The 13882-nt window shown below is 67.0% G+C and carries 11 protein-coding genes; 3 read left to right on the forward strand and 8 right to left on the reverse strand.

Annotated elements, in window-relative coordinates:
- Positions 1 to 130: 130 nt before the first annotated feature.
- The 8 genes from ACQZ13_RS11810 to gyrA all read right to left on the reverse strand — a co-directional run bounded on the left by ACQZ13_RS11810 (position 131) and on the right by gyrA (position 11378).
- On the reverse strand, positions 131 to 445 hold the full coding sequence (locus ACQZ13_RS11810) for an integration host factor subunit beta (protein WP_088403971.1): 315 nt from the start codon (positions 443 to 445) through the stop codon (positions 131 to 133).
- A gap of 237 nt (positions 446 to 682) precedes the next feature.
- The gene (gene rpsA / locus ACQZ13_RS11815; protein ID WP_088403852.1) at positions 683 to 2368 is read right to left on the reverse strand and encodes a 30S ribosomal protein S1; all 1686 of its coding nucleotides are present in this window, start codon (positions 2366 to 2368) and stop codon (positions 683 to 685) included.
- A gap of 209 nt (positions 2369 to 2577) precedes the next feature.
- Positions 2578 to 4599, reverse strand: a complete 2022-nt coding sequence (locus ACQZ13_RS11820) for a bifunctional 3-phosphoshikimate 1-carboxyvinyltransferase/cytidylate kinase (RefSeq protein ID WP_431052108.1) — start codon at positions 4597 to 4599, stop codon at positions 2578 to 2580.
- 91 nt (positions 4600 to 4690) lie between these two features.
- Positions 4691 to 5590 carry a prephenate dehydrogenase gene (locus tag ACQZ13_RS11825; RefSeq protein ID WP_431052110.1) on the reverse strand — a complete coding sequence of 300 codons (900 nt, stop codon included), beginning with the start codon at positions 5588 to 5590 and terminating at the stop codon, positions 4691 to 4693.
- 33 nt (positions 5591 to 5623) lie between these two features.
- Positions 5624 to 6775, reverse strand: coding sequence for a prephenate dehydratase (gene pheA / locus ACQZ13_RS11830; RefSeq protein ID WP_431052112.1), 1152 nt, complete (start codon positions 6773 to 6775; stop codon positions 5624 to 5626).
- A complete protein-coding gene (serC, locus tag ACQZ13_RS11835; RefSeq protein WP_431052114.1) occupies positions 6768 to 7895 on the reverse strand; it encodes a 3-phosphoserine/phosphohydroxythreonine transaminase in 1128 nt (375 codons plus the stop codon). The genes pheA and serC overlap by 8 nt, the downstream gene beginning before the upstream one ends.
- Before the next feature lie 175 nt (positions 7896 to 8070).
- On the reverse strand, positions 8071 to 8688 hold the full coding sequence (locus tag ACQZ13_RS11840) for a DUF2059 domain-containing protein (RefSeq protein WP_431052116.1): 618 nt from the start codon (positions 8686 to 8688) through the stop codon (positions 8071 to 8073).
- A 5-nt stretch (positions 8689 to 8693) separates the two neighbouring features.
- Positions 8694 to 11378 carry a DNA gyrase subunit A gene (gene gyrA / locus ACQZ13_RS11845; RefSeq protein ID WP_431052118.1) on the reverse strand — a complete coding sequence of 895 codons (2685 nt, stop codon included), beginning with the start codon at positions 11376 to 11378 and terminating at the stop codon, positions 8694 to 8696.
- A 259-nt stretch (positions 11379 to 11637) separates the two neighbouring features.
- Between gyrA and ompA the strand changes: the two genes are divergently transcribed.
- The 3 genes from ompA (at position 11638) to gph (ending at position 13881) form a co-directional block, all read left to right on the forward strand.
- Complete coding sequence (gene ompA, locus ACQZ13_RS11850; RefSeq protein WP_431052120.1) at positions 11638 to 12291, forward strand: outer membrane protein OmpA; 654 nt, start codon at positions 11638 to 11640, stop codon at positions 12289 to 12291.
- A 184-nt stretch (positions 12292 to 12475) separates the two neighbouring features.
- On the forward strand, positions 12476 to 13177 hold the full coding sequence (gene ubiG, locus ACQZ13_RS11855) for a bifunctional 2-polyprenyl-6-hydroxyphenol methylase/3-demethylubiquinol 3-O-methyltransferase UbiG (protein WP_431052122.1): 702 nt from the start codon (positions 12476 to 12478) through the stop codon (positions 13175 to 13177).
- Positions 13174 to 13881 (forward strand): phosphoglycolate phosphatase, encoded by a 708-nt coding sequence (gph, locus tag ACQZ13_RS11860; protein ID WP_431052124.1) that lies wholly within the window; start codon positions 13174 to 13176, stop codon positions 13879 to 13881. The genes ubiG and gph overlap by 4 nt, the downstream gene beginning before the upstream one ends.
- Position 13882 lies beyond the last annotated feature (1 nt).

A 13882-nucleotide genomic window follows, 5' to 3' on the forward strand; every position in this document is an offset into this window, starting at 1 on the left:
GTGCGGGGTACGCCATGACGGATGGCAGGGCGTGTTAACCCCTGAATACATTGAGCCATCAAGGGGCAAAAAAAAGCGCCGCGGATCGCGACGCCTTCAGTCTGGGTGGACAGCGCCGGAGCGCGTGGGCTCAGGCGGCCTGCTGGTCCTCGTCCGTGACCGGCAGTTGCGCGTCCACGGCTTCGCGCAGGGCCTTGCCCGGCTTGAAGTGGGGCACCAGCTTCTCGGGGATCAGCACCTGCTCGCCGCTGCGCGGATTGCGGCCCATGCGCGGGGGGCGACGGTTGATCGAGAAGCTCCCGAAACCGCGGATCTCGATGCGGTGGCCCCGGGCCAGCGCGTCGGACATCGCGTCCAGGATGGTCTTGACCGCGAACTCGGTGTCTCGTTGCGTGAGCTGGCCGAAGCGCTCGGACAAGTGGGCCACCAGGTCGGATCGGGTCATGGTCGTCGGCATCTGAAGAAAAACAGGCTCGCTGCGGAGCGAGCCTGTCGAAGCGCTTGTGCGTCGAATTGGCGTCTGGGAAGGCAGGCTAACTCAGCCCGCCTCCGGCCAGAACAAGGGATTATCTGGAATGCCAGAGCTTTTCCAGCCGCTGCTCTCCCGCCGCCGGGCCGCCCCCAAGGCGGGGGAAGCCCCTTGGGGGCAGGAGCGAAGCGACTGGGGGGCTCAGCGTCCGGATCAGCCGTTGTTCTGGTTGTCCAGCTTGGCGCGCAGCAGGGCGCCCAGGCTGGTCGTGCCGGCGTTTTCACGCTCGTTCGACTGCGACAGACGCTGCATGGCTTGCTGCTCGTCGGCGTTGTCCTTGGCCTTGATCGACAGCTGGATGCTGCGCGACTTGCGGTCGACGTTGACGATCACGGCGGAGACTTCGTCGCCTTCCTTCAGCACGTTGCGGGCATCTTCCACGCGGTCGCGGCCGATTTCCGAAGCACGCAGGTAGCCGGTGACTTCCTCGCCCAGGTCGATCTCGGCGCCACGGGCGTCGACGGTCTTGACCTTGCCGGTCACGATCATGCCGCGGTCGTTGACCGAGACGAAGGTCGTGAACGGATCGCCGTCCAGCTGCTTGATGCCCAGCGAGATGCGCTCGCGCTCGACGTCCACGGCCAGCACGATGGCGTCGACTTCCTGGCCCTTCTTGTAGTTGCGGACGGCGGTTTCACCCGGCTCGTTCCACGACAGGTCGGACAGGTGCACCAGGCCGTCGATGCCCTGGGCCAGGCCCACGAACACGCCGAAGTCGGTGATCGACTTGATCGGGCCCTTGACGCGGTCGCCGCGCTTGACGTTCTCGGCGAACTCTTCCCACGGGTTGGCGCGGCACTGCTTCATGCCCAGCGAGATGCGACGCTTGTCTTCGTCGATCTCCAGGACCATGACTTCCACTTCGTCGCCCAGCGAGACGACCTTGGAAGGAGCCACGTTCTTGTTGGTCCAGTCCATTTCGGAGACGTGCACCAGGCCTTCGATGCCGGGTTCGATCTCGACGAACGCGCCGTAGTCGGCGATGTTCGTGACCTTGCCGAACAGGCGGGTGTTGGCCGGGTAGCGGCGCGACACGCCGAACCACGGGTCGTCGCCCAGCTGCTTCAGGCCCAGCGAGACGCGGTTCTTCTCGGCGTCGAACTTCAGGACCTTGGCGGTCAGTTCCTGACCGACCGTCACCACTTCGCTCGGGTGACGGACACGGCGCCAGGCCATGTCGGTGATGTGCAGCAGGCCGTCGATGCCGCCCAGGTCCACGAACGCACCGTATTCGGTGATGTTCTTGACCACGCCGTTGACGATGGCGCCTTCGGTCAGCGTTTCCAGCAGCTTGGCGCGCTCTTCGCCCATCGAAGCCTCGACCACCGCGCGACGCGACAGCACAACGTTGTTGCGCTTGCGGTCCAGCTTGATGACCTTGAACTCCATGGTCTTGCCCTCGAACGGGCTCATGTCCTTCACCGGGCGGGTGTCGAGCAGCGAACCGGGCAGGAAGGCGCGGATGCCGTTGACCAGGACGGTCAGGCCGCCCTTGACCTTGCCGGAGACGGTGCCGGTGACGAAATCGCCCGATTCCAGGGCGGTTTCCAGCGACAGCCACGAGGCCAGACGCTTGGCCTTGTCGCGCGACAGGATGGTGTCGCCGTAGCCGTTCTCGATGGCGTCGATGGCCACCGAGATGAAATCGCCGACCTGGACTTCGACTTCGCCCTGGTCGTTCTTGAATTCCTCGACCGGCACGTAGGCTTCCGACTTCAGGCCGGCATTCACCACGACGAAGTTGTGTTCGATGCGGACGACTTCAGCCGAGATGACCTCGCCGGCGCGCATGTTCGACTTCTGCAGCGATTCCTCGAACAGGGCGGCGAAAGATTCCATTTGGGACATGTGAGATTTCCTTGCCAGGCACAGAGCGTCCGGCGGCTTGAGCGCTGAAGAGCGATTCAGGCAGCCTGATCCGAGAGGTGCGCGGGCGTGTGTTGCAAGCGGACTTGCGGGTTAGGTTGTAGAACGCGTCACCCCCAGTGGACTGACGTCCGGAGGGAGGGGTGACGCTCCTGTCTTGCGGCTGGTCCTGACCGCGAGGGTCAGGCCTTGAACGGACGTCGTTCGCTCCACCAGCTCAGCACCAGGTCACGGGATTCCCCGATGGTCTGCTGCGAGTTGTCCAGCTCGATCGCGTCCGCGGCGGCCTGGAGCGGCGACGCGCTGCGACCTTTGTCGCGAGCGTCCCGCGCTTCCAGATCAGCGCGCAAGCCCTCGATATTAGCCGAAATGCCCTTGGAAATCAATTGCTTGTAGCGCCGCTCGGCCCGCGTGGCGGCGCTGGCGGTGAGGAAGACTTTCAGCGGCGCGTCCGGGAAGATCGCGGTGCCCATGTCGCGTCCGTCGGCGACCAGGCCGGGCAGGCGGCGGAAGTCCAGCTGCAGCTGGTGCAGCGCGCGGCGCACCGCCGGATGGGCGCCGACCTGCGAGGCCATCAGGCCGGTCGCTTCCTGGCGCAGGTCGCCGGAGACGTCCTCGTCGTCGAGCAGCACGCGGCCGGATTCGAACTTCAGGTCCAGCGTCGGGACCACGGCAGCCACGGCGTCACCGTCGTTCAGATCGATGCCTTTGCGCGTCGCGGCCAGGCCGGTCACGCGGTACAGCGCGCCGGAGTCCAGCACGTCGTAGCCCAGCGCCTGGGCGACTTCGTCCGTCAGCGTGCCCTTGCCGGAGGCGGTGGGGCCGTCGATGGTGATGACGGGGATGTCCTCGACCTCCGCCTCGACGACGCCGAACAGCGTCTCGAAGTAGTCCGGGAAGGTCTTGGCGACGCATTGCGGGTCGAGGATGCGCACCGGCACGGCGGGGCCTTGCCGGTCGTCCTGCAGGCCGTTGAAGGCCGCCAGCGAGAAGCACATCGCCACGCGGTGGTCGTCGTAGGTGTGGATGGCCGCCGGCTTCCAGGACTTGAGCGGATGGACGCGCAGCCAGTCGGGCCCTTCCTCCACCTGCGCGCCGAGCTTGCCCAGCTCCGCGACCATGGCGGCGATGCGGTCGGTTTCCTTCACGCGCCAGGAGGCGATGTTGCTCAGCGTCGTCGGGCCGTCGGCGTAGAGCGCCATCACGGCCAGCGTCATCGCGGCGTCGGGGATGTGGTTGCAGTCCAGGTCCAGCGCCTTCAGCGGCCAGGCGCCGCGGCGGACTTCGAGCCAGTTCGGACCGATCTCGACGCGCGCGCCCATCGCCTGGGCCGCCTCGACGAAGCGGACGTCGCCTTGCACGGAGGTCGAGCCCACACCTTCGATGCGCACCGGGGCGTCGGTGGCGGCGATCGCGCCCAGCGCGACGAAGTAGGACGCCGACGACGCGTCGCCTTCGACGTGCACCTCGCCCGGCGAGCGGTAGCGGCTGCCGGCGGGGATCACGAAGCGCTGCCAGTCGTCGTCGCGGCGGACGGCCACGCCGAAGCGCGCGAGCAGCTCCAGCGTGATGTGGACGTAGGGCTTGGAGATCAACTCGCCGGTGACCTCGATGACGACGTCGTTCGCCGCGACCAGGGGCAGCGCGAGCAGCAGGGCCGTCAGGAACTGGCTGGACACGTCGCCGCGCACGCGCACCGGCGCTTCGAGGGTCAGCGGAGCGGGGCCGTTCAGGCGCAGCGGCGGATAGCCTTCCTGTCCGAGGCAGTCGATCGGGCAGCCCAGCGCGCGCAGTGCATCGACGAGGTCGCCGATCGGACGCTCATGCATGCGGGGCACGCCGGAGAGTTCGAAGCGGCCGCCCTGCGTCGCGGCCAGCAGCGCCAGTGCAGCCGTCAGCGGGCGCATGGCCGTGCCGGCGTTGCCGAGGAAGAGCTTGGCCTCCGTCGACCGCAGCGTTCCGCCGATGCCGGTCACCGACAGCACGCCGTCGGCGCCGGTCTCCAGCCGGCAGCCCAGCTCGCGCAGCGCGGCGAGCATCACCTTGGTGTCGTCCGAGTCCAGCAGGTCGTGGACGAGCGTCACGCCGTCGGACAGGCCGGCGAGCAGCAGCACGCGGTTGGAGATGCTCTTGGAGCCGGGCAGCGAGACGGTGCCCGCGGCGCCGCGGAGCGGGGGCAGGTCCAGGAAGGGGATCTTGTACATGGCGCGCTCCGGGCACGCGCGACGTGCCACCGGGGAAATGGGCAAAAGGGGAAGGGGCGAGGGGCGTGCTGAAGGGGCCGGACTACTTGGACTACTTGGACGACTTCGACGAGGACGACGACGGCGCGGGGGCGCCGAGCTGCCACTGCGCGCGACCTTCGGACGCCTGGCGGATCATCGCTTCCAGCGCGTGGGCGTCGCCCTCGCGGATGGCCTGCTCCATCTGGTCCAGCACTTCGCGGAAACGCTGCGACTGCGTCAGCAGGTCCTGCTTGTTGGCCATCAGGATGTCGCGCCAGATGGTCGGATCGCTGGCCGCGATGCGGGTGAAGTCGCGGAAGCCGGAGCCGGCCAGGCTCAGGAAGTCGCGGCCGGACGGCTGCCTGGCCACCGAGCTGAAGTACGCATACGCCAGCAGGTGCGGCAGATGGCTGACGGCGGCGAAGGCCTCGTCGTGGTGATGCGGCGCCATCTTGAGCACCTGGCAGCCCAGCGCCGACCAGAGGTCCGTCGCCTTCTGCACCATCTCCGGCTTGGTCTGGTCCAGCGGCGTCAGGATGACCTGGCGCCCCTGGTACAGCCCGGCGTCGGCATGCTGCACGCCGGCGCTTTCCTTGCCGGCGATCGGGTGCGCGGGCACGAAGCTGGCGAACTGCTTGCCCAGCGAGCGCTTGGCCGCATCGACGACGTCGCTCTTGGTCGAGCCCACGTCCATCAGCAGCACGTCGGCGCGCACCAGGTGGCGGATCGCCTTGAGCGTCGATTCGGTGGCGGCCACCGGCACGGCCAGCAGCACGATGTCGGAGCCGGAGACGGCCAGCAGCGCCGATTCCGCGGCGATGTCGATCACGCCCATGCGACGGGCGGTCTCGGTCGTGGACGGGCTCTTGCTGTAGCCGACCACGCGGCGCACGAGGCCGGCTTTCTTCATGGCCAGCGCAAACGATCCGCCCATCAGGCCGCAACCGATCACGCCGAGTTGGTTGTACATCGCGAGAAACCTCTTTCGCTCAGGACGTCAGCGTCAGGACTTCAGCGGGTAGGCGCCGATGACCTTGTAGAACGCGCACAGCTCCCGCAACTCCGCCAGTGCGGCCGCGACGTGCGGCTGCGACGGGTGGCCGTCCAGGTCGATGTAGAAGTAGTACTCCCACTGACCGGTGCGGGCCGGGCGCGATTCCAGGCGTGTCATCGACACGCCATGCTTCTTCAAAGGAACCAGCAGATCATGCATCGCGCCGGGGCGGTTCGCCACGGACACGATGAGGCTGGTGCAGTCCCGCCCCGTGGCCGGGGGGGTAGCCATGGTCTGCGGCAGGCAGATCACGGCGAAACGGGTACGGTTGTACGCCTCGTCCTGCACCGCGTGGGCGGTGATGTGCAGGCCGAAGAGCGTCGCCGCGCGTTCGCTGGCGATGGCGGCGTAGGCCGGGTTCTGCGCGGCCAGGCGCGCGCCTTCGGCGTTGCTGGAGACGGCGCGGCGCTCGGCGTTGGGCAGGTGCTTGGACAGCCAGTTCTGGCATTGCGCCAGCGCCTGCGGATGCGCCAGCACGGCTTCCACGCCCTCGAGCGTGTTCTCCTTGCGCAGCAGGTTGTGGCGGATCAGCAGGCTGACCTCGCCGACCACGTGCGTGGGCGTGTGCAGGAACAGGTCGAGCGAGCGCGTCACCACGCCCTCGGTCATGTTCTCGACGCCGACCACGCCGTACTGCGCGCTGCCGGAGGCGGTGGCGTGGAAGACCTCGTCGAAGCTGTTGCAGTAGATGAGGTCGGCGGCACCGCCGAAGTACTCGATCGCGGCCTGCTCGCAGAAGGTGCCGAACGGGCCCAGCACGGCGACGCGCTGCGGCGACTCCAGCGCCAGGCAGGCGGACATGATCTCGCGCCAGATCGCGGCGACATGGTCGCCCTTGAGCGGGCCGGGGTTGGCGCCCTTGATCTTGGCGATGACCTGTGCGACGCGGTCGGGGCGGAAGAAGGGCGTGCCGTCGCGGCGCTTGATCTCGCCGACCTGCTCGGCGACGTGGGCGCGCTGGTTCAGCAGCGTCAGCAGCTGCGAGTCGAGCGCGTCGATCTGGTCGCGCAGCGCGAGCAGCTCGGGATCGGCGACCGGCGCGGGCGGCACCGGGGTGCCGGCCGGATCGATCGGCTCAGGGGAGAGCGGCGTGTCAGCCATGTCGGGTCTCGAAGTCTTGGAGGTGGCTCACCAGGGCTTGTACGCCCTCCAGCGGCATCGCGTTGTAGATCGATGCCCGCATGCCGCCCACCGACTTGTGGCCTTTGAGTTGCAGCAGTCCGCGTTCCCTGGCGCCGGCCAGGAAGGCGTCGTTCAGACGCTCGTCGCGGAGGAAAAAGGGGACGTTCATGCGCGAGCGGCAATGTGCCGCCACGCGGTTTTCATAGAGCGAAGAGCCGTCCAGCGCCTGGTAGAGCAGGGCGGCCTTGTCGATGTTGCGCTGCTCGATCGCCGCGAGGCCGGTCCTGCCGGCGTACTCGAAACGCTTGAGCCACTGGAAGACCAGGCCGGCGACGTAGATGCCGAAGGTCGGCGGCGTGTTGTACATCGACTGCGCCTCGGCCACGATCTTGTAGTCGAAGGCGGAGGGGCAGATCGGCAGCGCGTGGCCCAGCAGGTCCTCGCGGACGATGACCAGCGTCAGGCCGGCCGGACCGATGTTCTTCTGCGCGCCGGCGAAGGCGATGCCGACGCGGGACCAGTCGACCGAGCGCGAGGCGACGTGCGACGAGAAGTCGATCGCCAGCGGTGCGTCGCAGCCGAGCGCGCGGAGGTCGGGCAGGGTCTGGAACTCGACGCCGTCGATGGTCTCGTTGGTGCAGACGTGGACGTAGGCGGCGTCCTTGCGGAGCTGCCAGGTCGACGGATCGGGGATGTCGAGGTAGCGGCCGCCGGCGCCGGCCTCTTCGGCCGCGTTCGCGGCGATCCGGACGTCGGCGTAGCGTTTCGCCTCGCCGGCGCTCTTCTTGGACCAGGAGCCGGTGACGACGACGTCGACGGCGCCGCCGCGCGACAGGTTCAGCGGCAGGATGGCGTTCTCGCCCAGGCCGCCGCCCTGCATGAAGAGGATGCGGAAGTTCGCCGGCACCTGCAGCAGCTCGCGCAGGTCGGCCTCGGCGGCTTCATAGATCGAGATGAATTCGCGTCCGCGGTGGCTCATCTCCATGACGCTCATCCCGGAGCCGTGCCAGTCGAGCATCTCTTCGGCCACCAGGCTCAGGACCTCCTGCGGGAGGGCGGCGGGACCGGCGGAGAAGTTGAACGGGCGGACAGCTTGCATGGAGGCGTGGTCAGAGGACGGGAGGGCGACAGGACGCGAACCGCAAAGGGGGCAATGGCAACAGCAATGACAACAGCAATGACAACTGCAATGGCACGAGCCGGCGCAACGAAGCGCCGGCTCGGGCATGCGGGCGGAACGGGGGCGGGCCCCTCGTCCGTCCGCGATGCGGGACTTACTTCTTCGGCGTGGTCGCCGGCTTGTTGGTGTTCAGCTTCGGGGCCGAAGCGCCGCCCGCGGGCGGCGGGCCGGCGTCCAGGCCGAGCTGCTTGGCGACGTTCTGCTGCAGCGCGGTGAACTTCTCGTCGAGCTGCTTGCCGTTGTCGTCGATCAGCTTCTTCGTGTAGAGGCTCTGCAGTTCCTGCGAGGACTCGGCGAACTTCTTGCTCACCGGCGATTCCAGCCAGGCCAGCAGCTGCTTGAGCTCGTCCTCGGTGAACTTCTCGTCCAGCGCCACGCCCATGGTCGAGGGGGCCAGCTTCATGCCCTTGTCGACCAGCGGCTTGGCATTGTCTTCCAGGAACTTGCGCAGGTCGGCGTCGATCTGCTTGGCGGTGGCTTCGCGCTTGGCCTCGGGCACGTTGCGCAGCGCCGGGGCGGCCTTGGCGGCCAGCTCGTTGACCGGGCGGCTCAGCACGCCCATGGTCAGCGCCTCGATCGCGGGCTGCTGGATCTTGAGGATCTTCGCGATGACGTCCTTCTTGGACTGCGGGCTGTCAGCCTTCTGCGCGAAGACGACGGGGCTCGCCAGCAGCGAGGCGGCGATGGCGCCGGCTTGGATGGACTTCAGCAACAAGGTCATTCCTTCACGTCGGGGGTGGAGTCGCCGGCATCGCCGGCATCGGAACCGTCGGCGCCGGTGGCGTCCGCATCGGGCGATTCTGTAGGTTCTGTCGATTCAACCGCATCGTTTTCCACGATGCGCTGCAGGCCCGAGAGCTTCGCGCCCTCGTCCAGCGAGATCAGCGTCACGCCCTGCGTGGCGCGACCCAGCTCGCGGATCTCGGCAACCCGCGTGCGCACCAGCACGCCGGTGTCCGTGATGAGCATGATCTCGTCTTCCGGGCGGACCAGCGTCGCGGCCACGACCTTGCCGTTGCGCTCGCTCTGCTGGATGGCGATCATGCCCTTCGTCCCGCGTCCGTGGCGGGTGTATTCGGCGATGTTGGTGCGCTTGCCGTACCCGTTCTCGGTGGCGGTCAGCACGCTCTGGGTCTCGTCCTCGGCCACCAGCATGGCGATCAGGCGCTGATCCGGTTCGAGCATCATGCCGCGCACGCCGCGGGCCTGGCGGCCCATCGGGCGGACGTCGTCCTCGTCGAAGCGCACCGCCTTGCCGCCGTCGGAGAACAGCATCACGTCATGCTGGCCGTCGGTCAGCGCGGCGCCGATCAGGTAGTCGCCCTCGTCCAGGTCGACGGAGATGATGCCGGCCTTGCGAGGGTTGCTGAAGTCCTTCAGCGAGGTCTTCTTGACGGTGCCCAGCGCGGTGGCGAAGAAGATGAAGTGGTCTTCCGGGAAGGAACGGAACTCGCCGGTGAGCGGCAGGATGACGTTGATCTTCTCTTCCGGCTGCAGCGGGAACATGTTGACGATCGGCTTGCCGCGCGCGTTGCGCGAGCCTTGCGGCACTTCCCAGACCTTGAGCCAGTAGACGCGGCCGCGGTTGCTGAAGCACAGCATCCAGTCGTGCGTGTTGGCGATGAAGAGCTGGTCGATCCAGTCGTCGTCCTTCGTCGCGGTGGCCTGCTTGCCGCGGCCGCCGCGGCGCTGGGCGCGGTACTCGCTCAGCGCCTGGCTCTTGATGTAGCCGGTGTGCGAGAGCGTCACCACCATGTCGGTCGGGGTGATCAGGTCCTCGGTGCCGAGTTCCTGCGCGTTGTGCTCGATCACGCTGCGGCGCGCGCCCAGCTTGGTCTGGCCGAACTCCGTGCGCACCGACACCAGCTCCTCGCCGATGATGGTCGTCACGCGGGCGGGCGTGGCCAGGATGTCGAGCAGGTCGGCGATCTGCGCCATCACGTCGCGGTATTCGCCGACGATCTTGTCCTGCTCCAGCCCGGTCAGGCGTTGCAGGCGCATCTGCAGGATCTCGCCGGCCTGGTCGTCGGACAGCTTGTACAGGCCGTCTTCCTGCATGCCGTACTGCGCCGGCAGGCCTTCCGGACGGTAGGCGTTGCGGCCGCCGGCGGCTTCGGTCTCGGCGCGCGACAGCATCTCGCGCACCAGCGACGAGTCCCAGGCGCGGGCCATCAGCTCGGCCTTGGCGACCGGCGGGCTGGGGCTGCGCTTGATGATCTCGATGAAGTCGTCGATGTTGGCCAGCGCGACGGCCAGGCCTTCCAGCACGTGGCCGCGTTCGCGCGCCTTGCGCAGCTCGAAGATGGTGCGGCGGGTGACGACCTCGCGGCGGTGCTCCAGGAAGACCGTGATCAGGTCCTTCAGGTTGCACAGCTTGGGCTGGCCGTCGACCAGCGCCACCATGTTCATGCCGAAGCTGTCCTGCAGCTGCGTCTGCTTGTACAGGTTGTTCAGGACGACTTCAGGGACCTCGCCGCGCTTGAGCTCGATCACCACGCGCATCCCGTCCTTGTCGGACTCGTCCTGGATGTGGCTGATGCCCTCGATCTTCTTTTCCTGGACCAGCTCGGCGATGCGCTCGAGCAGGGTCTTCTTGTTCACCTGGTAGGGGATCTCGTCGACGATGATCGCCTGGCGCTGGCCGCGGTCGATGTCCTCGAAGTGGACCTTGGCGCGCATCACGACCTTGCCGCGGCCGGTGCGGTAGCCCTCGCGCACGCCGTTCAGGCCGTAGATGATCCCGGAGGTCGGGAAGTCCGGCGCCGGGATGATCTCCATCAGCTCGTCGATCGAGCAGTCCGGATTCTTCAGCGCATGCAGGCAGGCGTCGACCGACTCATTGAGGTTGTGCGGCGGGATATTCGTGGCCATGCCGACCGCGATACCGGAGGAACCGTTGATCAGCAGATTCGGCAGACGGGCCGGCAATACCAGCGGTTCTTTCTCGCTGCCATCGTAGTTCGGACCGTAATCGACGGTTTCCTTGTCGATATCGGCCAGCATTTCATGGGCGATTTTCGACAGGCGGATTTCGGTGTATCGCATGGCGGCGGCGTTGTCGCCGTCGATCGAACCGAAATTGCCCTGGCCGTCGACCAGCATGTGGCGCAGCGAGAAGTCCTGCGCCAGCCGCACGATGGTGTCGTACACGGCGCTGTCGCCGTGCGGGTGGTATTTACCGATGACGTCGCCGACGATACGGGCCGACTTCTTGTAGGGCCGGTTCCAGTCGTTGTTCAGCTCGTGCATCGCGAAGAGCACGCGGCGATGCACCGGCTTGAGGCCGTCGCGGGCGTCGGGCAGGGCGCGGCCGACGATCACGCTCATCGCGTAATCGAGGTAGGAGCGGCGCATCTCCTCCTCGAGGCTGATCGGCAGGGTTTCCTTGGCGAACTGGGTCATGCGCGTGGGGCGCGCACGGAAGTGCGCGGCCTCTGGTGAGATCGGAAGACGGTGATTCTAATTGCGCGCGCTTGTCGTGCTTCTGCAACAGGTTCATGAACAGAAGACGCGCCTGCCGTGAGAATGCAGACGTCCTGTTGCCCTATGGCACAATCGGTTCGTCCCTAGGAGAAACCCTTGGTCGGGGAGACTCCTGAGGTTTTAGTTCCGACATTGGACGTTTCGCAGGGCAACTGCGGCTTTCCTTGAGAGGAGAATCATGAAGAAATTGAACCGCGTGGCAGCGCTCTTCGCTGTCGCCGCCGTCGCCACCTCGGGCGCTATGGCCCAAACCGTGGATAACTGGCGCGCTACCGATGGCACCGTTTGGAAGAACGGTACCAACGAGCTGTGCTGGCGCGATGCATTCTGGACGCCGGCCACGGCTGCCAAGGACTGCGACGGCGCGCTGAAGCCGGTGGTGGCTCCGGTGGCTCCGGCCGCCTCGACGCCGTCGACTCCGGCGGCGAAGCCGCCGACTCCGGCCGTCGTGCCGGTGCCGGTCGCTCCCACGAGCGAGAAGGTCACCTACGCTGCTGACGCCTTCTTCGACTTCGACAAGGCTGTCCTGAAGCCTGAAGCGAAGGCGAAGCTGGATGACCTGGTCTCCAAGACCGGCGGCATCAACCTGGAAGTGATCATTGCAGTCGGCCACACCGACGGCATCGGTTCCGACGCCTACAACCAGAAACTGTCGGTTCAGCGTGCTGAATCGGTGAAGCAGTACCTGGTGTCCAAGGGTCTGGAAAAGAACCGCGTGTACACCGAAGGCAAGGGCAAGAAGCAGCCGATCGCCGACAACAAGACCGCGGAAGGCCGCGCCAAGAACCGCCGCGTCGAAATCGAAGTGGTCGGTACTCGCGCCGTCAAGTAAGCGACGAGGAATTGGCGACTCCGGTCGCCAATCGACAAACCCCGCCAGCCGCAAGGCTCGCGGGGTTTTTTCATGGCGGCGTCATATCGAGCGGTCTGCGTGAGATGCCTGGAGGGGTGCATGGCATCGGCAATCTGCGCGATGCGGGCGGTGGCGGGTGTCGTGCTCGGCTACCATTGCGACCATGGCGAATGTCGATGCAAAAGAGCTCGAGAAGTTCAGCGAGCTGGCCCACCGCTGGTGGGATACCGAAAGTGAATTCAAGCCGCTGCACCAGATCAATCCCTTGAGATTGAACTGGATCGACGGCTTGTGCGGCCTGCAAGGCAAGACGGCGCTGGACGTCGGCTGCGGTGGCGGCATCCTGACCGATGCGATGGCGCGCAAGGGCGCGAAGGTCCTGGGCATCGACCTGGCGACGAAGTCGCTGCGCGTGGCCGAGCTGCACGCGATGGAGGCGGGCACCGAAAACGTCGAGTACCAGGAGATCGCGGTCGAGGATCTGGCGGCTCAGCGGCCCGCGTCCTTCGATGTCGTGACCTGCATGGAGATGCTGGAGCACGTCCCCGATCCCGCGTCGGTGGTGACCGCGCTGGGGCAGTTGGTGAAGCCGGGCGGATGGGTCTTCCTGTCGACGCTGAACCGCAACGCCAAGTCCTTCCTCTTCGCGATCGTCGGGGCCGAATACGTGCTGCGCATGCTGCCCGCCGGCACGCATGAATACGCGCGATTCATCCGTCCGTCGGAGCTGGCGCAGATGTGCCGCGATGCGGGTCTGGAAGTGCAGGGTGCCAGGGGCCTGACCTTCAATCCGATCACGCAGCGGTACGCGCTGAATGCGGACACCGACGTGAACTACCTGCTGGCCTGCCGACGTCCCGCATGAGCACGGTGATGCTGAACTCGCCGGCCGGCGTGCCGGCGCGCACGACGATCCGGACGGTGCTGTTCGATCTGGACGGCACACTGGTGGACAGCGCCCCCGACCTGGCGGGCGCGACCAACGAGATGCTCGTGGCGCGCGGCCTGCCCGAAGTCCCGTACGAGCGCCTGCGGCCGATGGTCGGCACGGGGGCGCGAGGAATGATGGGTGTGGCGTTCGGCGTGTCCCCGATGGAGATGTCGTTCCCCGCGCTGCGCGACGAATTCTTCGATCGCTACGAGCAGCGATTGCTGCGTGCGACCTTCCCGTTCGACGGCATCGCAGCGATGTTGCAGTCGCTGTCCGACGACGGCCTCAGCTGGGGCATCGTGACCAACAAGTCCGAGCGCTTCGCGCTGCCGCTGACGCGCGGGCTGGGTTGGGAGACGCAGGCGGCCGCGGTGGTCGGCGGCGACACGACACCGCACAGCAAGCCGCATCCGGCGCCGTTGCTGGAAGCGGCGCGACGCGCGGGTGTTTCGCCGCACGAATGCGTCTACGTCGGTGACGACGCGCGCGACATCCTCGCGGGCCGGGCGGCGGGCATGCCGACGGTGGCGGTGCGCTGGGGCTACCTGGGCGATGGCGAGCTCATCGACGCCTGGGGCGCGGACGTGGTGGTGGACACCCCGTCGCAGCTCATCGAGTGGTTGAGGACGTCGCGCTGAG

The organism is Roseateles sp. L2-2 (assembly GCF_050613215.1).
GTDB classification, from domain to species: Bacteria; Pseudomonadota; Gammaproteobacteria; order Burkholderiales; family Burkholderiaceae_C; genus Roseateles; species Roseateles noduli.